This is a genomic window from Galbitalea soli, from assembly GCF_010686725.1.
GTDB classification, from domain to species: Bacteria; Actinomycetota; Actinomycetes; order Actinomycetales; family Microbacteriaceae; genus Galbitalea; species Galbitalea soli.
This window is the reverse complement of sequence record NZ_JAAGWZ010000003.1, coordinates 109926-130106: the sequence shown is the minus strand read 5'-3', so window position 1 is coordinate 130106 and position 20181 is coordinate 109926. Positions and strand designations below refer to the sequence as shown.

Annotated in this window: 18 protein-coding genes; 7 read left to right on the top strand and 11 right to left on the bottom strand. The window is 69.0% G+C overall.

Annotation, left to right across the window (positions count from 1 at the left end; all coding sequences use genetic code 11):
- Positions 1-140 precede the first annotated feature (140 nt).
- From G3T37_RS15320 to G3T37_RS10850, 6 genes are all read right to left on the bottom strand, one after another.
- Positions 141-2414 (bottom strand): RICIN domain-containing protein, encoded by a 2274-nt coding sequence (locus G3T37_RS15320; RefSeq protein WP_206673820.1) that lies wholly within the window; start codon positions 2412-2414, stop codon positions 141-143.
- A 129-nt stretch (positions 2415-2543) separates the two neighbouring features.
- Entirely contained in the window at positions 2544-3578 is a 1035-nt protein-coding gene (locus tag G3T37_RS10870) for a LacI family DNA-binding transcriptional regulator (RefSeq protein ID WP_163473920.1), read from the bottom strand.
- A gap of 68 nt (positions 3579-3646) precedes the next feature.
- On the bottom strand, positions 3647-5224 hold the full coding sequence (locus G3T37_RS10865; RefSeq protein WP_163473919.1) for a phospholipase D-like domain-containing protein: 1578 nt from the start codon (positions 5222-5224) through the stop codon (positions 3647-3649).
- Positions 5225-5375: 151 nt separating this feature from the next.
- Positions 5376-5876, bottom strand: a complete 501-nt coding sequence (locus tag G3T37_RS10860; protein ID WP_163473918.1) for a hypothetical protein — start codon at positions 5874-5876, stop codon at positions 5376-5378.
- Between the two features lie 143 nt (positions 5877-6019).
- Positions 6020-6355, bottom strand: a complete 336-nt coding sequence (locus tag G3T37_RS10855) for a YciI family protein (RefSeq protein ID WP_163473917.1) — start codon at positions 6353-6355, stop codon at positions 6020-6022.
- A gap of 216 nt (positions 6356-6571) precedes the next feature.
- Positions 6572-7336 (bottom strand): hypothetical protein, encoded by a 765-nt coding sequence (locus tag G3T37_RS10850; RefSeq protein ID WP_163473916.1) that lies wholly within the window; start codon positions 7334-7336, stop codon positions 6572-6574.
- A 211-nt stretch (positions 7337-7547) separates the two neighbouring features.
- Here G3T37_RS10850 and G3T37_RS10845 point away from each other — a divergent pair, with 211 nt between their 5' ends.
- From G3T37_RS10845 to G3T37_RS14585, 4 genes are all read left to right on the top strand, one after another.
- The gene (locus G3T37_RS10845) at positions 7548-8231 is read left to right on the top strand and encodes an SGNH/GDSL hydrolase family protein (protein WP_163473915.1); all 684 of its coding nucleotides are present in this window, start codon (positions 7548-7550) and stop codon (positions 8229-8231) included.
- 1240 nt (positions 8232-9471) lie between these two features.
- Positions 9472-10392, top strand: coding sequence for a hypothetical protein (locus tag G3T37_RS10840; protein ID WP_163473914.1), 921 nt, complete (start codon positions 9472-9474; stop codon positions 10390-10392).
- Positions 10393-10417: 25 nt separating this feature from the next.
- The gene (locus G3T37_RS10835) at positions 10418-10603 is read left to right on the top strand and encodes a hypothetical protein (protein ID WP_163473913.1); all 186 of its coding nucleotides are present in this window, start codon (positions 10418-10420) and stop codon (positions 10601-10603) included.
- Between the two features lie 114 nt (positions 10604-10717).
- Positions 10718-11110: a cupredoxin domain-containing protein gene (locus G3T37_RS14585; protein ID WP_179465108.1), complete on the top strand. Its 393-nt coding sequence runs from the start codon at positions 10718-10720 to the stop codon at positions 11108-11110.
- Between the two features lie 3 nt (positions 11111-11113).
- Here the strand turns inward: G3T37_RS14585 and G3T37_RS10825 are convergent, their stop codons facing one another.
- From G3T37_RS10825 to G3T37_RS10805, 5 genes are all read right to left on the bottom strand, one after another.
- Complete coding sequence (locus tag G3T37_RS10825) at positions 11114-12328, bottom strand: acyltransferase family protein (RefSeq protein ID WP_163473912.1); 1215 nt, start codon at positions 12326-12328, stop codon at positions 11114-11116.
- A gap of 65 nt (positions 12329-12393) precedes the next feature.
- On the bottom strand, positions 12394-13725 hold the full coding sequence (gene hisD, locus G3T37_RS10820; RefSeq protein ID WP_163473911.1) for a histidinol dehydrogenase: 1332 nt from the start codon (positions 13723-13725) through the stop codon (positions 12394-12396).
- A 69-nt stretch (positions 13726-13794) separates the two neighbouring features.
- Positions 13795-14631, bottom strand: a complete 837-nt coding sequence (locus G3T37_RS10815; RefSeq protein WP_163473910.1) for a nitrilase-related carbon-nitrogen hydrolase — start codon at positions 14629-14631, stop codon at positions 13795-13797.
- A 2-nt stretch (positions 14632-14633) separates the two neighbouring features.
- On the bottom strand, positions 14634-16106 hold the full coding sequence (locus G3T37_RS10810; protein ID WP_163473909.1) for an amino acid permease: 1473 nt from the start codon (positions 16104-16106) through the stop codon (positions 14634-14636).
- 146 nt (positions 16107-16252) lie between these two features.
- Positions 16253-17185, bottom strand: coding sequence for a LysR family transcriptional regulator (locus G3T37_RS10805; protein WP_163473908.1), 933 nt, complete (start codon positions 17183-17185; stop codon positions 16253-16255).
- Between the two features lie 78 nt (positions 17186-17263).
- Between G3T37_RS10805 and G3T37_RS10800 the strand changes: the two genes are divergently transcribed.
- The 3 genes from G3T37_RS10800 (at position 17264) to G3T37_RS10790 (ending at position 20180) form a co-directional block, all read left to right on the top strand.
- Positions 17264-17686 carry a VOC family protein gene (locus G3T37_RS10800; protein WP_163473907.1) on the top strand — a complete coding sequence of 141 codons (423 nt, stop codon included), beginning with the start codon at positions 17264-17266 and terminating at the stop codon, positions 17684-17686.
- 143 nt (positions 17687-17829) lie between these two features.
- The gene (locus G3T37_RS10795; RefSeq protein WP_163473906.1) at positions 17830-18951 is read left to right on the top strand and encodes an ABC transporter ATP-binding protein; all 1122 of its coding nucleotides are present in this window, start codon (positions 17830-17832) and stop codon (positions 18949-18951) included.
- A gap of 26 nt (positions 18952-18977) precedes the next feature.
- Positions 18978-20180 (top strand): ABC transporter substrate-binding protein, encoded by a 1203-nt coding sequence (locus tag G3T37_RS10790; RefSeq protein ID WP_163473905.1) that lies wholly within the window; start codon positions 18978-18980, stop codon positions 20178-20180.
- Position 20181: the final 1 nt, after the last annotated feature.

The window sequence follows — 20181 nt, the reverse complement described above, 5'->3', positions numbered from 1 at the left end:
CGCTCGCTCGAGAGCCAGCGGCGGAGCGGGGCCGCGAAGATACCTACTTCCTCGCGACCCCGAGAGCGCGTGACTGGGGTCGCGAAGACTTCTACCCCCTCGCGACCCCGCCACGCGCGGCCGTACTCAGCCGCGCCGCTCTAGGCGGCGGCCCGCACCCACTGCTGGTTGCTGCCGCCCGTGCACGCCCACTGCTGCACGTTCCCGCCGTTCGACGTGGAGAACGCGTTGACGTCGAGGCACAGCCCGCTGTTGCGGTTCACGAGTTGAACGTATCCGCTGCCGACGCTCTGCACCTGCCAAAGCTGGTTGGCCAGCCCCGTGCAGCCCAGCTGGTCGACGTTTCCGCCGTTCGAGAGGGATGACCCGCTCACGTCGAGGCACTTGCCGCTGTTGCGGTTCACGAGTTGCACAAAAGTGCTGCCAACCGCCTGCACCTGCCACGCCTGGTTCGTGCCCCCGTTGCACGTCCACTGCTGGACGTTCGCCCCGTCGGCGGTGGACGCCGCGTTCACATCGAGGCACATCCCGCTGTTGCGATTCGTGAGCTTCTCGTAGCCCGCGGTCGGCACCGTCTGCGCCACGAGCGCCCAGTCCTGCGACCCGTCACCGGATGCCGTCTGGAGCGTCAGCTGCGCCCCCGCGGTCGCCCCGCTCAGGTACAGCGAGGTGTTCGACGCGGCCTGCAGCGTGTAGTAGCCGCTGGTCGCACTGGCCACCAGGTTCCAGGTTCCCCCGGCCATGTTGTCGACCCACTGCCCGACCTTCTGTCCCGCGGTCGCCGTGCCGGTCCACACCTCTGCCGCGCGCCCACCCGACTTGTTCAGCAGCTGAACCGCTCCGCCGGGCTTGGTGGTCACATGCCAGTACTCGGTGTCGGCGTTGGACGCCGAGCCGGCCGGCTCCGACACGACGTCGGGCACATCGGCGTTGCCGAGGTTGGCGTCGTTGGACTTGTTGCCCGTGCCGATGACCTGGCCGGTCATCCGGTTGACCAGGCGGTAGTAGGTGCCGGTGCTGTGGCCGAAGTCCACGTCGGCGTAGCGCAGGATCGACGATCCGGTCGCGCCGCCCCAGGTTCCCTGCAGGATCTCGACGTTCCCCGTGTTCGGAATGTAGGTGAGGTTGCGGCTGTAGCCGCTGCCGAGGGAGGTCTGGTACTCCGTCCACGCACCGGTGCTGAGGCCGCTCTGGTTGACCCAGACGTCTCCGCTGCCGGAGGCGTTGTAGAACAACCGGCCGTCCGGCGCCGCGATCAGTACGGGGCTGCCACCGCTCGCGAGCGTGTGGGATCCCGAGGTGACAGGGAGCGTGTCCAGGCCGGTCCCGCTCGCGGAGCCGTCTGACCAGAACGCGAGCGGGCTGGACGCCAACTTGTAGCGTGTGTTGGTGCCGCCGCCCCAGTACTCGTAGCTGAGCATCCATTTGCCGTCGACGGTCTGCACCACGTTGGCCATGCCAGGACGACCGCCGCCGATCTCCGACTTCCCGCCGTTGTTCTGCGTGAGACCGGTGACGTCGGCGACCGGCGCGCTCCACGACGAGGTGGTGACCCCGTTCCACGTGCGGTGCGCGAGGATCTGCCCGTGCGAGTCGGCGGCCGTGGCGTTGGCGGGGTCGAGGGTGGGCACGCCGGTGGAGGTGTTGACGCCGGTGTAGTCGTTCTCGTCGGAGTACCACGCGATCAGCGAGCCGTTGTAGGCCAGCAGGTAGGGCTCCCAGACCGGGTCGACCTCGGCGGCGGTGTTCGCCGCGGCGATGTTGGTGCCGATGGCCCCCGCGCTCCCGCCCTGCCAGCCGCCCGCCGCGATCACGTTGACGAAGTTCCATGTGACGCCCTCGTCGGTGCTGGAGAACAGCGCGATCGCGACGTCGCGGCGGTCGCCGTCGTTGTTGGGCACCCAGGTGGGGTCGGCCGCCTTGTGCTCCATGTAGTACGCGTCCTCGCCCGAGACGACGGAGGCGAGCACCAGGGTTCCCGCGCGCAGGCTGCCGACCGTCTGCGGCATTACATAGAGGTAAGGGTTGGTCCAGTTGCTCGTGTACTTCGCCACACTGGGATCACTGCTCAGCGAGGCGGGCGCGGCGACTTGCGAGCGCGCCTGCCAGGTCGCCCCATCATCGTCGCTCGTGTAGATCGGCAGCGTCTGGCCCGTGGCCCCGCCGCTCGACGCCACGACGGTCGACTTCTCGAAGGCCGCGACCAGTCGCCCGCTCGGCAGCGCCACCGCCTTGGGATACACCGCGCAGTTGCCGCGCCCCTTCAGGCAGGGATCGCTCCCCAACTGATACATGATGCCGCCGGTCGGCGCGTAGGCCTGAGCGCTCACCGCGGGGATCGCCCCGAGCGCGGCGCCCACCAGCGCAATGGATGCGGCGAGCACGATCGCGCGCCGAGTGTGTTTCACAGACACCGTTGTCTCCTGTCTTCGTCGACGACTCCGGCGCGGAACCCACATTTTCTGAGCGCTCAGAATCGGATGTTTGGCACAGTAGCAGAATTCTGAGCGCTAAGAAATAGGGCGTCAGCGGGGCGGGCAGGGTCAGACGGGCGGCGGGGCGGTCGAGTCCCGCACGACGAGGACGGGGTCGCGCTGGAAGAGCTCGGAATGGGGTCGGGCCGGGTCGATGGTCTGGAGGAGGGCATCCATCGCCAACCGGCCCTGGCCCTCGAAGTCGTTGGAGATCGTCGTGAGGGCGGGCTCGAAGTAGGCCGACTCCGCGACGTCGTCGTACCCGATCACGCTCAGCTGCTCGGGCACCCGCACGCCGCGGATATGGAGCGCCTTCAGTACGCCGAGCGCCATCTGGTCGTTGCTCACCACTACCGCGGTGAGGCCGGAATCGAGGGGAAGGTCGAGGCCCGCGAGATATCCCGAGCGGGCGCTCCAGTCCCCCTCGTACTCGCCGACCGACCGCAGCGAGCGCTCCTCGATCACCGCGCGGTACTGAGCGGTGCGCTCGCGGGCGGGCAGCCAGGTGTGCGGGCCCGCGACGTGGAAGAAGCGCTCGTGGCCGAGCTCGGCGAGGTACTCGGTCGCGAGGCGGAGACCCAGCGCGCGCGTCGGCCCGGTGCCGGGTTCCGGGCCCGAGACGACCTCCGACTCCACGATGACGGGCACCGAGACCGCGAGCGAGAGGGCGCGCACGGCGTCGATCACCTCGGCGGTGGGAGCGAACACGATCACCCCCGCAACGCCGGCCTGCGCCACGAGCTCGAGCGCGGCGCCCAGCGAGGAGGGGTCGTGCGGGTCGACGCCCACCACGTCGACCACGTAGCCGTGATCGCGCGCGTAGTCGACGGCCGCCTGCATCGTGCGGGTCGGTCCGACCTCGTCGTAGCGGTCGAAGAAGAGCGCACCGATCCGATGCGATCGCGCGGTGGCGAGGGTGCGGGCGGCGAGGTTCGGCGTGTAGCCCAGCTGCGCGATGGCCGCCTCGACCCGGTGGCGGGTCTCGGGCCTGACGTGCGGTCCCGACTTCACCACCTGCGAAACGGTCTGGTGCGAGACGCCGGCCAGCCGGGCCACGTCGTAGAGGGTCGCACGGCGATGCGCGGTCTCGCCTGACTGCGGCATCTCAACCTCCTCGCACCGATTCCTCCCACCGTATCGCGCGGGGACGGCGCGGGAGCGGGGTTCGTCCCCTAGAACTCCCCACTGCGGCGCAGTCGCCGCGGGCGGCCGTCCGGGTCGGCGACCAGGCGGTTCATCGGATCGGCCCAGAGGCGCTGCAGTCGCGACACCGGCTCGATGGAGTGCGCACGCACGCGGGCGGGTGGACGGCGTCCCTGCTCGCCGCCCGCGTGCCACTCGGTGAGAGCTGCGGCCGCGCCGTCCCACAGGGTGATCGCCTGGGACGGGTCCACCAGGCGCGGGTCCGCCGGGTCGAGCCCCAGGTGCTCCGACCACAGGCGCAGGCGGAGCTGCTGCGCGACGCTTCCCACCCGCCCGGGCGAGCTGTCGATGACGGCGCAGCTGAGCTCGCTGTCGGTGGTCCAGGAACGGCGGTTGACGTTGTCTGAGCCGCAGGTCATCCAGGTGTCATCGACGATGCAGATCTTCGCGTGCACGTAGATGGGGGTGCTGTCGGCGTTCTCGAGGTCGAACACGCGGACCCGGTCGGGCGCGACGCGGCGCAGCAGCTCGATGGCGCGGAGTTGACCCACACGACTCGGCGGTCCGGAGAGCACGCCGTCGGAGGACGGATACCGCGGCACCACGATGATCGCCACGAGCTGCGGGGTGCGGGCGAGAGCCTCGGCGAGCGCCGAGACGACCTCCGTCGACCAGAGGTACTGATCCTCGATATAGATGAGCCGCTCCGCGAGCGCGAAGGCCCTTCGCAGGGCGCGCGCGATGCTGCGCTCGCCGTGCGGCGCGAATGGGAACGGCGGGCGCGTGCGACCGTAGGTGCGCAGGATCTGCACGGCGTGGTGTCCGGCCGGTGGTGGCGGTGGTGCCGCCTCGGGGAGGGGCCTCGGATGCCGCGGCATGTGAGCGAGCCGTTGCAGGAGCATGAGGTAGGGCGTGCGCCGATCCAGGGGATGCGGGTCGTTCCACCGCTCCGCGAAGACCTCGAGGAGGTCGGCGACGACGGGGCCACGCAGCTCCAGGGCGGCATCGTGCCACGGCGGTCGGGCACCGAAGCGCCGGTCCATCGTGAGGGTCTGCGGGTCGCCGTGGTGGTCGGCGTCGTCGCGGCGACTGTGGCAGAGGTCGATCCCGCCGACGAAGGCGACGTCCTGTGCGGGGTCGTCGCGATGGCGGATCACGAACAGCTTCTGATGGTGCGAGCCGAACAGTCGCACCCGCTGGTCGAGCAGTACCTCCCCGCCCGCGTCGTTGATCCGGCGACCGAGCAACTCGTTCGAGCGGGAACTGATCGAGGATGACACGCGCTCGCCGTGGGACCGCCAGACCAGTCCCCGCACCTCGACACCCGCGCGGGCAAGGTCGGCGAGCAGGTCGCCGATGGTGGGCCCGTCGGGCAGGAGGCGTTCATCCGCGTCGCCACGCCAGTCGGTGAACCACACCCGGTCGCCCGCCCGGAGCCCGGTCAACTCGTCGTGGAGTCTCGCGAAGTAGCTCGCGCCGTGCACGAGCGGCTGCACGAGGTTGCCCTCCGACCAGGCTCGATCACTGTGCTCGTGCGTCTGCACCGCGCTCGCGGGATTGCCGCGCTCGGCCCGACTCAGGAACCACGAACCGGCATCGGTCTCCACGTCTCGCACTTTACGGCACAGCGTCCGGCGCGGTGCGGGAGTTCGTCCTCGCTGAAGGTCCCGAGAATCGCCTGCGACCCGATGACCAGCACCTCCCGCTGCCTGATGACCGCAGACGCCGACGCTATTGCGGTCTCCAGATCGACGCGCCTCATTGTTCGACCCGCGCCCTCGCGATCGCCGCGATGCGCTCATCGTGGGACAGCACCCCAAGGAACGGTGAGGTCTGGCGCATGGTGATCGCGTGTGCATCGGTGCCGATCATCAGCTCGACAAGCCCCCCGAGGTCTTCATTGCCAGCCAACTCGTCCCACTCGTCGACCCCAGCCAATGCGCTGGCACCCTGCACCGAGCCCCGAAGTTTCTCGACGTTCCCGGGGACGAGGCTCAGCACCGCTTCCGGATTGTCCAGAAGCTTGAGCGCGACAGCCCGGTGCAGTTCGAGCGCTACGCGGTCCTCACGGCGCTCCAACGCTCGGTGGGTTCGCGATCCGGCGAGAGGACGGGAGTCGATCATGAGCCTCTCGCCCAGTGCGGCGAGCGCGCGGTCGATCGTGTTCAACTGGGCGGTACCCATCACCTCCGACTTCTCCCAGTCGGTCACTGCCTTCGGCGTCACGCCGACTCTTCGCGCCAGCTCGCGCACGCCCACTCCGGCTCGCCCTCGGGCTCGGCGAATCGTGCTGGTACGCAGGGTCGACAATTGTGGCTTCCTTACTGTGTAGCCACAACTATACACTCTCTGCACGGCGTTCAGCGGGGAGCGAGGTCGCGCTCAGTGCGCACGCGCTGCCCTCACCCACCGAGCGGCCAGATCGGCCGCACCTCGATCCGACCGAACCGCGCCATGGGGTGACGCGCCGCCAGCTCGATCGCCTCGTCGAGGTCGGCGCAGTCGAGCAGGTCGAAGCCCGCGATGTGATCCTCGGTCTGCGCGTACGGCCCTTCCGCGACGCGCATCTGGCCGTCGCGAAAGGTCACCGTGCGCGCGTCCGACGGGGGTCGAAGCCGGTCGCCCGCCACCCCCACTCCGCGTCGGTCGACCTCGGCCACCCACTCCTCGATGGTGTCCTCCGCCGCGACGTACGCGGGGGCGGTGGAGTCGGTGCATATCATGAGGAGGAATTGCATGGTCGGGCCTTTCCGGCGTGGGAGCATCCCGCGTCGCTTCTCCCACGATGACCCCGCAACGACCCGCGTGTCCAGCACGCGACGAGAGGATGCCCATCGACATGAAACTCGAACTGGTGCCGCTCCCCGTCGCCGACGTCGACGCCGCCCACTTCAGCGACCCCGACGGCAACTCCTGGACGCTGCAGGAGCTCGCCGCTCGCTAGCGCCGAGCGACTACCAGAGCCCGGCGATGCGCAGGATCGCGGCGTCGTAGACGACGTCCCGCGGGTCGGCCACGAGGTTGTCGTTGATGTAGAGACCCTCGAGGTAGGCGCACACCTCGTGCTCCTCCAGCCCCACCGCGGCGAGATCGACGCCGGGCAGAATCACGCTGCGCACCTCATCGGCGGCGTCATCCATGTGCGCCTTAGCGATCGGGATGTGGGGGTTCACTCCGGCGGGATCCCACAGCAGGGTGATCGGGTCGCCCGGCTCGTCGTCGTTGTGCTCGTGACCGACGGTGCCCGCGCCGAGCCAGGGCAGCGTGAGCGCATCCCCCTCGAGCTCCACGTCGAGCACCTCCAGCACGCGCGGCTCGCCCGCGACGGCGAATACCGGCAGTCCCCGGTCGTGCCACTCCGCGGCCGACTCGATCTGGTCGGCGATGCTCTCGAAATGGGTGAACACGTGCCCCGCGAAGAGTCGCGTCCACTCGAGGATGCGCGTGGTCACGTCGGCGGGCCACGGACTCGACTGCGAGGCGTCGCCGCCCGCCGTGTGGAAGTGGTACTCGACCGTCGCGCCGTCGTAGTCGTAGTGCAGTTCGCCATCGGGCCACACGATCTCGATGGTGAGCAGATTGGATTCCTCGTCGACGTCGGCGACGAGGGCGGGCACCGGCAGGTCATCCGGGAAGACGGGGAAGGTCGCCCGCGGGTCGCCGAGATCGAGCACGGCGGTGAAGACCGTGTTGGGGAGTCTGAGGATGTGATCGCTCATCGGGAACCGTTCTGCTGCGCGACGCCCCGGCAGGATCACACGGGGCGGTTCGGTCCACGGTAGCCGGAATGCGCCCGGATGCTCGACGGGTCGCGAACGACGCGTGTGCACCCGACCCCTGCCGCACCGATTACGATCGTATCGGGGCGCATCGCGCGCATCCGAGTCGGGGGACGATCTGGTGGCGGTGCAATCGGGGGTGGCTACTGCTGTGCGCCGACTCCTCCTCACGCCGATCATGTGGGGCTGGGTCATCATCCGCTCCGTCGCCGTGCGCAGCTACCCTGTGCCGCTCGACGCGCCGCACGCCGAGTCCCCCGGTCCACACCCTTTCCGGGTGCTCATCATCGGCGGCGGCCCCGCAGTCGGGCGTGGCGTCGTCACCCACGACCTCGCGCTCCCCGGGCAGTTGCGGCGGGCGATCAGCAGCCTCACCCATCGCGGCGTGCACATCGACCTGGTGAGTGGCCCGTGGATGCCCATCCGCCGGCTCGTTCGTACCCTGCGGCACCTCACCCCGGGGTCGTACGACGCGATCATCGCCTTCGTCGGGGTGGACGACTCGCTCACCCTCGTTCCGCTGAGCGTCTGGCGCCGCGGGATCACCGAGCTCCTGGGGTTCACGCACGGCCTCGACCCCCGCCCGCGCCTCTTCCTCGTCGGCATCCAGCCGATCCGCTCGATCCCCGTCTTCGACGCACGGCTCGGCGATCACGCCGACGCGCACGCGGTGCGCCTCAACGCGATCTCCGCGGCCCTCTGCGCCGCCGATCCCCGCGCGACCTTCCTGCCCTTCCGCGACGCCGATCGCCCGCCCGAGCAGCGGTTCCGCGACGCCACCGGTTACGCCCGGATCGCCTCCCTCCTCGCAGCGGGATTGCGCCGCTACCTGTGAAAATGACCCCCGAAGTGGGGGCACCACGCTGTCCGCACAAAGGGGGACCGCGCGTACAGTTAGGAGCAGTTCAGCATGGACCCGAACCGGACTGAACCGAGTCGATCACCGTGAGTGTTCTCCCACCCTGGAGCGCTCAACCCGCCGTGGATCGCTCACGAGCGCGGCCGGATTCCCCCCACATCTCCGGCCGCGCCCCCCTCTCCCCGGCGGCCGCTCTTCTGCGCCGCGTTCGCCCCCGCGCGAGGTGCTCGGCGACGGACGCCATCCGTCGGCGTCAGCACTGCGCGATGGAGCTAGTAGAAGTGCGCACTTCGTTGCGAGTCGGGCAGCAACGCAACGTCGGTCACCTGCCACTGGACACCGTCCCACACATACGCCCCTTGACCGATCCCAATCAGCCACCAGGCAACCACGGTGCACAGCGACAGCCCCCGGAGCAAGTGGAGGCTTTCTGCGTCCGCGTCCGTGTCCTCGCCCTCCGAGACGAATCTCACCAGAGGTGTGTCGTTCTCGACTGAGAGCAAGCGGCATTGAGCATGAGCTCGTGGACAGGAACGGGAACAGAAACGCGAAGAACGCAGGGGTCAATAGCGCTGCGGGGATGCGCGTGCCGACCCTCGCTCGCATCGATAGCTTGGGCAGCACCCGGCGACTATGACTCACGCTCACGTTCACGTTCACGTGATGCCGGATTATTCAGCGGCGACCAATAGGTGGTCTGCCTCCGCGTTCGGGGATGGCTGACCGACGTAGTTCGCCTAGCAGCCCGGACGCTAGAAGTCCGCCCCGGGCACACTGGGAGAATTTGTGTGCGCCCGCCCAAAACGCCCGCCAGGTGATCCGCCAATCACCATCGCCCAGCTGTTCGTCCGCGACCTCGCGGACTATCTGGACTTCGTCCACGAAACTGGCGAGACATTCCGCCCGCAGCTGAACCCGATGAGTTTCGATTCCCTTGCGCGGGTGGTCCCGCGCAGGAGGCCACTTCTCACCGTGTGTCGCGGGCCGGCCGAGTGACTGGACTCTGCCCGAGTGAAGATCTGGGTGGGCATTTGGCAGGAAGCTGCGCCCCGGCGCGCTCATCGCGCCCCAAATGTGGGTCATACCGTTATTAGGCGTTGTTACTTCGACTGTTCATGCATACAGTACAAACGTCTTATTTGACGTGAGGTCAACAATTGAAAGGCGGCCGAATTTGAGGAAACCGACTGTCGCACTGTCACTGCTGCTCGCCTGCGTGTCAATCATCGCGGCAACCAGTCCCGCGCAGGCGATTCAGCCGAAGAACCCATTAGCGGTGCTTGACCAGATCGCCGCCAAATCTCCCGAAGTCGCAGGCTTTCTGGGCGAGGCGAGTGCCGTGTCGCCATTAGCCGTGAGGAGCGAGGATCCGATTCAGGCTCGCTATCCAGTACATCGCTCGGACCCGGTCCGCATGGCCGCACCGGGCCGTCCCGACTTCGGGATTTCCCTGCCGTTTGCTTCGGGGGGAGCACGGGTCGCGAGCGTGGGCGGAGCGGTGAAAGCGTTCAGCAACCAGAATGGCTCCGACACCATTTTGGTTCCGGGTCGTTCCGGAATGGTTGCGATGGCGAGCCTCATTCGCTCCGCGAACGCTCCCTCCAGGTACAGCTACGTGTTCCACTCCCGAGCAGGCGTCAAGCTCATCTCAGACAGTGCCACAGGGGGCGTCATCGTCACCGATTCTCAGCACGAACCCATCGCGATGGTGGCGGCTCCATGGGCGGTGGACGCCTTAGGGCATCGCGTACCTACTCGGTATGAGACTCGCGGAGACCGACTCACCCAGGTCGTCGATCTGACCACACCCGGGATCACGTTTCCTGTCGTCGCGGATCCAAAGACTCTCTACTTCTGGTGGGGACAGGCCATCAGATTCACGAAGTCCGAGACCAAGCGCGTCGCCGCTGCGGCTGACTACGGGCACGCCGCCTTGATCAGCACCTTTTGCGGCCTGATCGGCCTTGCGCCGGGAGTAATTGCGTGCGGGTTGGTGACCGGCGCGTTCATTCTGCTCGTGGAGAACACTTTCAAGATTGCTGCGCGTAAGCGCAAGTGTGTCCAGATCAACGCCCCTTACGTCGGCATTGTGATCGGTGGGGCCTTCACGTGGTCCATGCACGTCGTCTCGTGCTGACCCACTCGAACGATTGGAGATCGAATTGAACAGCTGGCCCAAGATCTTCCTCACCGCGGCGCTCATCGCGGCGGTGGTCGGGGTCGCCTACGTGATCATGGGCGGTCGACCGCTCATCGCGCTGGAGACCGCCGGCGCACTCTTCGTAGTGAGGATCGCCTCGGAGGCGTTTCGGCGCCGCCGACGCCGCCCGCGCGACCCCGGCGCCTAGCGAATCCGCGCCGCTCTGAACCGCAGGCGTCGCTGCCTCGTTGTCTCAGGTAGGGCGCCGACGGCACCCCGACCCCCACGGGCCCTACCGCGTGACAGCCAGGGAGCTCGACCCATGCGAATCACAGCACCTCGGGCGGCGGTCGCCGTCGCCCTCGCCCTCACCCTCACCGCCTGCACCTCCGGCGGCACGACCCCCTACGGCGCCGGGCCGTCGACTGCCCCGTCACCCGCGGCGTCATCCCCGGCGGCCACCCCGGCACCCGGAATCGTGATCCAGAACTTCGAGTTCACCGGGCTGCCCTCGGTGAAGCCGGGTGAGACCGTCACGGTCACCAACCTCGACGGTGTGAGTCACACCGTCAGCTCAGACGACGGCACGTCCTTCCGGGTCGTCGTCGCCGGTGGCTCCGCCGGCACCTTCACCGCGCCGACGAAGCCCGGCAGCTACGCCTACCACTGTGCCTTTCACCGCACGATGCATGCCGCGCTGCTCGTGAAGCCTTGACGCTCAGCGGGGAACGCCGCCCCGGGCGAGCATCGTGGTGCGGGCCTCGCGGGTGGCGAGCTCGAGCATCGTGGGGTCGATCATCCCCTCGCCGCGCAGCTCGCTCAGGCTGAAGGAGCGCGACTCCAGTCGAGCCGCCGCGAACTGGCCGGTGGAGCGGGCGAGCCTCTGCGACGGCTGTTCGACCACGCGGTAGAACACCCAGGCGACGAGCACCGAGAGGGGCAGCGCGATGGCCGCGACGAGCATCCACTGGGTGTCGCCGACGAGGTAACCGACCGTCGCGATCAGCGGCACCTGCACGAGATAGAGGCTGAAGGAGATCTTGCCGAGGAAAGCGGGCACGCGGGCGGTGAGGAACGCCTGCCAGGCTGGCGAGCCGATCGCGCAGAGCACGAGTCCCGCTGCGCCCAGTCCGGAGAGGCCGCTGAGCGCGGTGCGCACGCCACCGCCGACGAGCCCCCAGGAGACGAGCTGGTTGCTCAGCGTCATGACGGTGACGGAGGCGATCGAGGTGACGAGCCAGAAGCGGGGGCCGCGCCGGGCCGCCCACTCGTGCAGCTCGGTGATGCGAACGGCCATCACGGTGCCGGCGAAGAACAGCGGCAGGTAGCTGAGAGCGGCATTGCCCAGCAGCACGCCGGCGACGGTGCCCGCCATGCCGACGCCGAAGGCGAGGCGGGCGTGACGGCGCAGTCGAAGGGCCACCCAGACGAAGAGGGGCAGCAGGAGAGAGAAGACGATCTCCCAGCGCAGCGACCAGAGCACGTTGTTGAGGTCGTAACCCGCGCGGGTCAGGCTCGCGTCGGCCAACCACTGCGCGACCGTGACCGTGGTGGCGTTGGTCGAGGCGAGCCAGCTGTCTTGCACGGGCAGCGAGGAGTCGCGCGGGAAGAGGACGATGAACGCCGCCGAGAGCCCCAGTGACGCCCACACGGGGATGTACAGACGCAGCAGTCGCGTCACGTAGTACTTCGACCACGCGAAGCCGTCCCGGATGGCGGGGAGCGCCACGACGAGCCCGCTCAGGACGAAGAAGACGAGCACGAACTCGTGGCCCGAGGTGAGGATTCCGAGGGGGGACGAGGTGATCCACCACCACGCGTCCCCGACCGTCTTGGTGTCCAAGGAGGGTCGGGCGACGAGGGCGACATGGTGAACAACCACGATGGCGGCTGCTACTCCACGAAGCCCGTCGAGGGCGGGTAGACGACGCATCTAATTCACGTTAAGGCCCTTGTCTGGGAGTTTCGTCAGTACAAGGTATGAGAACCGCTCGGTCGTCACACGCCGGCGGGGGTGCCGAGCCGCTCCATCCGGAGGGTCGCGGTGGCCTGGTGGGCGGTCATCCCCTCGCTCGCCGAGATCACGTCGACGGCCGGCGCGAGTTCCATCGTGGCCTCGCGGGCGATCCGCTGGTAGGTGAGCGGCTTCAGGTAGCGCGAGACCGAGAGACCCGCGCTGTGCCGCGCCCCACCCGCCGTCGGCAGCGTGTGGTTGGTGCCCGCCATTCCCTTGTCGGAGTAGGCGACCGTGCTCCACGGGCCGATGAAGAGCGACCCGTAGTTGGTGAGGGTGTCGTGGTACCACGCGTCATCCGCGGTCTGCACCTCAAGGTGCTCCGGCGCCAGCTCGTCCATCACGAGCACCGCGTCCTCCTTCGACCCGACGAGGATGACCGAGCCGAAGTCCCGCCACGCCGGCCCGCAGATCTCGCGGGTGGAGAGCCCCGCCAGCTGCAGCTCCACCTGCACGAGCACCTCCCGGCCCAGTTCCTCCGACGTCGTGACGAGCGCCGCGGGCGAGTTCGGACCGTGCTCCGCCTGACCCAGCAGGTCGGCCGCCACGAGCACGGGGTCGGCGGTCTCGTCGGCGATCACCGCGACCTCCGACGGACCGGCGAGCAGGTCGATCGCCACGCGCCCGAACAGCTGGCGCTTGGCCTCGGCCACGAAAGCGTTGCCCGCCCCCACGATCATGTCGACGGGCGGCTCACCCAGCAGCCCGAAGGCCATCGCGGCGAGGGCCTGCACCCCGCCGAGCACGTAGAGGTGGTCGATGCCGGAGACCGCGGCGGCGTAGGCGACGGCGGCGTTCACTCCGCCGTCCGGCTGGGGCGGCGTGCAGCCGATCACCGAGGGCACGCCCGCGACCTTCGCCACGCCCACGGTCATGAACGCGCTCGCCGTGAGCGGGAACCGCCCGGCCGGCAGGTAGGCGCCCACCCGGCCGACGGGGATGTAGCGCTGCCCGGTGACCAGGCCGGGGACCAGCTCTGCCTCGAAGTCGACGAGGTGCTCCCGTTGGAGGCGCGCGAACTGCTGGGTGCGCTGCGCTCCGAGGTCGATGGCGGCGCGGAGGTCATCCGGAATCCGCTCGCCCATCGTCGCGAGCTCGCGGGCACCGAGTTCGAGGGCGCCTCCCGCGTAGCGGTCGAGGGTGGTCGCGTACTCGAGCACCGCGTCCATGCCGCGTCGCTCGATGTCGAGCAGCATGCGCGAGACGGTCTCGGCGACGGCGGGGTCGCGCTGGGCCTCCGGGGCATCGACCCCCGGTGCCTTCAACTGCAGAAAGCGGTCGTGGTGGGCGGCGGCGAAGGCGGGGCTGAGCTTCATGGTTCGAGCCTGCCGGAGGCCGTGCAACAAGACAACGCCGACTTTTCTTCGGTCGGCCATAGCGTTGCCCTATGAGCGCGGCTGCTCCTGCACGACGCCGCCGTAGAGGTCGGTGCGCCGGTCGCCGAAGGCGTGCGCGAGGCCGGCGAGGGTCTTGTCGCGGGAATCGGCGGGATCGATGTCGCCCCAGGCGACGCCGGTGCCCTCGCCGACGCTGTCGATCACCCAGCCGTCGGCTCCGATGATGGTCGTGCCGCCGCTCCACGGCACACCGCGCTCGACACCGGTGCGGTCGGCGCACACCACGGCCATCTTGTTGATGCGCGCCGTGGCCATGCCGATCTGCACCTCGGCGACCCGCTCGCCCTCGGGGCGTGGAAAGAGCGGCCAGTTGGTCGGTACGACGAGGATCTCGGCCCCGGCGAGCGCGGCGAGCCGCGTCCACTCCGGAAACTCGAGGTCGAAGCAGATCATGAGGCCGAGTCGGCCCTGCGGGGTGTCGATGACGAGCGGCGCCGCGCTCCCCGGCGTGAAGTAGAGCTTCTCCTGATCCCAGAGATGCACCTTGCGATAGACGCCGAGCACGCCGCCGGCTCCGACGATGGCGGCCGAGTTGTAGAGCAGGTCATCCTCGCCGCTCTCTGCGAAGCCCACCACGGCGAGCGCCCCGGGCCGCGCCGACACGAGCTCTGCCCACTCCGCGAAGACCGGCGAGTCGCGCGGGATGCCCAGCGCCCGCGCCTCCTCCTGGCTCTCGAACACGTACCCGGAGGTCGTCAGCTCGGGCAGCACCACGAGGTCGGCTCCGGCCTCGAGGGCGCCCGAGATCGCGGCGCGCGCAGCGGCCAGGTTGCCCGCGAGGTCACCGACGGTGGGGGCGAGCTGGACCGCTGCGACGCGCACCATGGTCAGTCCCGCACCGGCTCGAGGGTCTCGTCGGCGTCGCGCTGGGGCGTGTTCATCGCCGCGAGGTTCTGACCGATCGTCGCGGTGAGCCCGCGGCGGAAGGTGATCGCCAGCCCGATGAGCAGCCACACGGCCACCATGTACGGGAAGTAGCTGTACGGCGCGCTCAGACCGACCGCGTTCTTGTACAGCGTGTAGACCACGAGCACGAGCGCGAGGATCGGCACGACGATCTGCCAGCGCGGGGCGCCGCCCGCCGTCTTACCGAAGAACAGGAAGCGGATCGCGCCGACCGTCGCGAGCACATAGGCGACGAGGAGCGCGATCGTGCCGATGGTGAGGGCGTAGAAGGTCGCGTCGAGCACCGCGTAGGAGAGCAGACGCTCGATGGCGACGACGATGAGGGCGAGGACGGCCACCACCGTGAGGGCGTTGACCGGCGAGCCGTGCTTCGAGACGCGAGTGAGCGGGTTGCTGCTGCCGGTGTCGCGCGACAGGGCGAACAGGATGCGCGCCGCGCCGGCCATCGTGCCGATGAAGATCGCGAACAGGCTGATGGTCGCCGACAGCGTGAGCAGGTCGGCGAGCCACGGGCCGACGAAGGCCCGGGCGAGGTCGCCGTAGGGGGCGCTCGACGCGCCGAAGGCCTTGATCCCCTTGGCGTCGAGACCGTAGCCGATCGACTGGGCGATGATCGTGATGAGGTAGAACGCCCCCACGACGACGATCGCCACCTTGAGCGCGCGCGGGATGTCGCGCTTGGGGTTGGAGGTCTCCTCGCCCAGGGTCGCCGCGCCCTCGAAGCCCGCGAAGGCGAGGAAGCCGAAGACCGCGGCCCCCGCGATGAGGGTGATGTCGGTGCCCTGCGGGAGGGAGAGGAACCCCCACGAGAAGGTCTGCGTGCCCGGCGCGTGACCGGTGCCGACGCGGACGAAGATGACGAGGTCGAGGATCAGCACCAGCACGGCGCCCGCGAGCTCGGCGAAGAGCAGCAGTCGGGTGATGGTGTGCACCTCGCGACGGCCGACGAGCACGACGAGTGCGAGCGCGACGACCGTGACCCAGAACCAGTCGGGATCGAAGGCGAGCCCGAAGTCCTTGAGCAGCTGCGAGACGAAGAGCCCGATCTCGATACCCGAGCCGGCGCCGATCGTCACGTAGCCGAGGAAGAGCGCCCACCCGGCGATGAACCCGGCGCGCGGGCCGAGCGTGAGGCCGACCGTCGCGTAGACCGAACCGGTGTGCGAGATGTGGCGCGACAGCTTGATGAAGCCGTAGGCGACGAAGGCGACGGCCACGAGCGCGAAGATGAACGCCCAGGTGGCCCCGCCCCCGAGCATCGCCGCGGCACCCGCACCGAGGAGCGCCATGACCCCGACCGGGCCGATGAGTCCGACGGAGAAGGCGGCGGCATCCGCCACCCGGAGTTCTCTCTTCAGCTTTCCTGGTGCGCCTTGCTGCGGGATGGTGGCCACGGGGACTCCTCGAAGTGCGTCGGGCACGCGGCGGTGAGGCCGATGCGCGTGGGGGTGAGTGGAGCGGTGCGAGCGTTATCCACACGCTAGGGAGGGTCGAGCCATACGACAAGTGGGTGATGTGTTGGCCGAGCCATTGGGTTGCCCTATGGGCGGGGCGCGGGCACCAGACGATCAGCGGGGTCCGCGTGCTCCAGCAGGATGGATTGCGCGAGACGGGAGATCTCGCGGGTCGCCGGCGAGAGCACGGCTCCGACCCGCTGCACGACCGCGATCGTGTCGTAGAGCGGCTCCTCGAAGACGGAGGTGTGCAGCCCCGAGGGGAAGGTCGCGCTCTCGACGATCGCCCGCGACACGATGGTGTCGCCACCGCCCATCGCGACCACCCCGAGGGCCGACTCCACGTGCTCGACCTCGACGGACGCATCCAGCGTGACCCCGGCGAGTTGGGCGCGCTCGGAGAGCTGCCGCCGCGTCGGATCGCGCCATCCGTAGTGCGCGTCGTAGAGCACGAGCGGCGCCGCCGCGAGCCCCTCGATCGTCATCGGGGCGCGGGTGCGCTCCGGGTCGGCCGAGACGAACATCACCTCACTGCGCAGGAGCGGACGCACCTGAAGTCCGTCGGTGTCGATCGGCAGCACGACGAGTCCGGCCTCGAGATCGCCCGACGCGACGGCCTCGGCCACCTCGACCGAGTTCAGGCCCACGATCTTGAGGCGCACCTCGGGGTAGCGCGTGTGGAAAGTCTCGATGAGCTGGGAGAGGAAGTAGTAATTGGCGTTGCGGAGGAGACCGAAGATGGCGACGCCGCCGGTGAGCGAGGTCAGCGAGCGCAGCGACTTGTCGGCCTGATCGGCCGCCTGCACCGCCTGCTCGGCGAACGGCAGCAGACCCTCCCCGGCGGCCGTGATGCTGAGGCGCCGCGCGCCGCGTACGAAGAGCTTGAGGCGGTACTCCTCCTCGAGGCGGCGCACCAGCTCCGAGATCGAGGGCTGCGTCATGCCGAGGGCGACGGCAGCGGCCGAGAACGACCCGAGGCGGGCGACGGCGAGGAACGCCCGCAGCTGATTAAGGGTCATAGGGAGAACCTAGTGCTGCGCGCCCGAGGGGTCGAGAATGGTCGCGTCGCGCTCGCGACAGACGAAGGAGACGACGACATGACCATTCGACTGAACCCCTACCTCGGCTTTCGCGGCAACGCCCGCGAGGCGATCGAGTTCTACCACGGTATCTTCGGCGGCGACGTGGCGATCAGCACCTTCGCCGAGTTCGGCGCGGCGCAGGACCCGTCCGAGAACGACCTCGTCATGCACGCCCAGCTGACCGCGCCGGGCGAGCTCGTGCTCATGGCCTCCGACACTCCGCAGCACATGAATTACACGCCCGGCGACAACTTCAGCGTCTCGCTGAGCGGCGGCAGCGACGACACCGACACCCTCCGCGGCTACTACGAGAAGCTCAGCGAGGGCGGCACCGTCACGATGCCGCTCGACATGGCCCCGTGGGGCGACTGGTTCGGGATGCTCGTCGACCGTTTCGGCGTGCAGTGGCTGGTCAACATCGCGGGCGCGGCGAGCTGAGTCGGCCCCGAGCGCGACGCGGACTCGCGGGGGACCACGGTTAGGTGACAGCGGGCCTTCGAGGCCATAGCTTTGCTATCGACGGTCCTCGCGACCGTCGAACGCCCGCGACGGCATCGCGCGCGCTCACCCGAGAGGCTGCAATGACGGACACACAACGCGGCGACAGTACGCCGGCCGCGGCGCTGGGAACGAACACGGATTCGGACACGCCGCAGATCTCGCTGCGCTCCCTGCGCAAGACCTTCGGATCGGTCGTCGCGGTCGACAGCGTCGACCTCGACGTGGCCGATGGCGAGTTCTTCGCGATGCTCGGTCCCTCCGGCTCGGGCAAGACGACGGTGCTGCGGATGATCGCCGGCTTCGAGACGCCCACGTCGGGCCAGGTCATCCTCGACGGCCGCGACGCGACCGCGCTTCCGCCGTTCCGCCGCGACGTCAACACGGTGTTTCAGGACTACGCGCTCTTCCCGCACATGACGGTGCAGCAGAACGTCGAGTACGGCCTCCGGGTGCACGGCGTCGCCGCGCAGGAGCGCCGGCGGCGCGCGGGTGAGGCCCTCGACATGGTGCGGTTGGGCGAGCACGGCGCCCGCAAGCCCACCCAGCTCTCGGGCGGACAACGCCAGCGTGTGGCCCTCGCCCGAGCCCTCGTCAACCGGCCCCGCGTGCTCCTGCTCGACGAGCCGCTCGGCGCCCTCGACCTCAAACTGCGCGAGCAGATGCAGCTCGAGCTCAAGTCGATCCAGCGCGAGGTCGGCATCACCTTCGTGTTCGTGACCCACGACCAGGATGAGGCCCTCACGCTCTGCGACCGGCTGGCCGTGTTCAACAACGGTCGCATCGAGCAGCTCGGTGGCGCTCAGGAGGTCTACGAGCATCCCGCCACCCAGTTCGTCGCCGGCTTCGTCGGCTCCTCCAACGTGATCAGCGGCGAGGCGGCGCGCGCCGTGCTCGGGCGCGACGGCGCCTTCGCGGTACGGCCGGAGAAGATCGCCGTCGTGCCCCGCGAGTCCGCCGCCGCCGGGCCCGGCGAGGTGACGGTCGCGGGGGTCGTGCAGGACGTCGTCTACGCGGGCTCGATCACGCGCGTGGTCGTCGCCGGCCCCGCGGGTCTCACCCTCAGCGCCACCCTGCTCAACTCCGAGCCCACCGACACCGCCGTGGTGCGCCGCGCCGACCACGTCACCCTTCGCTGGCACGAGAGCGCGATGCGCAGCATCGCCGCCTCGGCCGCGACGCCAGCTCCGACCGATCACAGCTGAACCCGACAACAATCGAGAGGTGCACCATGAGAAAGATCACGACACGGTGGGGACTGGCCGCTGCGGCGGTCGTCGCCGCCACCGTCCTGCTCGCCGGATGCTCGACCGCCACCACCACGGGCGGCACGACCCAGGCCGTACCGAAGGTACCGATGCTGAAGAAGCTGGGTGCGGGTGAGGGGCAGCTCAACCTCATCGCCTGGGCGGGGTACGCCGAGGACGGCACCAACGACAAGACCGTGGACTGGGTGCATCCCTTCGAGCAGCAGACCGGCTGCCAGGTGCACACCACGATCGGCAACACCTCCGACGAGATGGTGCAGCTCATGCGCAGCGGGCAGTACGACGGCGTCTCCGCCTCCGGCGACGCAACCCTGCGGCTCGTATACGGCGGCGACGTCGCACCGGTCAACACGAGTCTCGTGCCCAACTACGCGACCATCTCCGACTTCCTGAAGAAGAAGTCGTGGAACTCGGTGGGCGGCCAGATGTACGGGATCCCCCACGGCTGGGGCGCGAACCTCCTCATGTACAACCCGTCCGTCGTCTCGCCCGCCCCCACCTCGTGGAGCGCGGTCTTCGACAAGTCGGGCCCCTACGCCGGCAAGGTGACGGCCTACGACTCTCCGATCTACATCGCCGATGCGGCGCTGTACCTCATGAAGACGCAGCCGTCGCTCGGCATCAAGGACCCGTACGCGCTCACCTCCAAGCAGCTCGCGGCCGCGGTCACCCTGCTCAAGGCGCAGAGCAAGAACGTGGGCGAGTACTGGTCGGACTACACCAAGGAGGTGCAGGCCTTCGAGTCCGGCACCACGGTGATCGGCACGACCTGGCAGGTGATCGCCAACCTCGTGCAGAGCGACGCGAAGGTGAAGGTCGACACCGTGCTCCCCTCGGAGGGGGCGACCGGATGGTCGGACACCTGGATGGTCTCCGCGAAGGCGAAGCACCCCAACTGCATGTATGAGTGGATGAACTGGATCACCTCGCCGAAGGTGAACGCGCAGGTCGCCGAGTGGTTCGGTGAGGCCCCCGCCCAGACGCTTGCCTGCGACCAGACGAGCGACAAGAACTTCTGCACGACGTACCACGCCCTCGACGCGTCGTACGCGGCCCAGATCCATTACTGGACCACCCCGCAGAAGGACTGCGTCGACGGCAGCGGCAAGAGCGACTGCACGACGTACACCCAGTGGGTCAACGCCTGGCAGCAGATCAAGGGGTAGG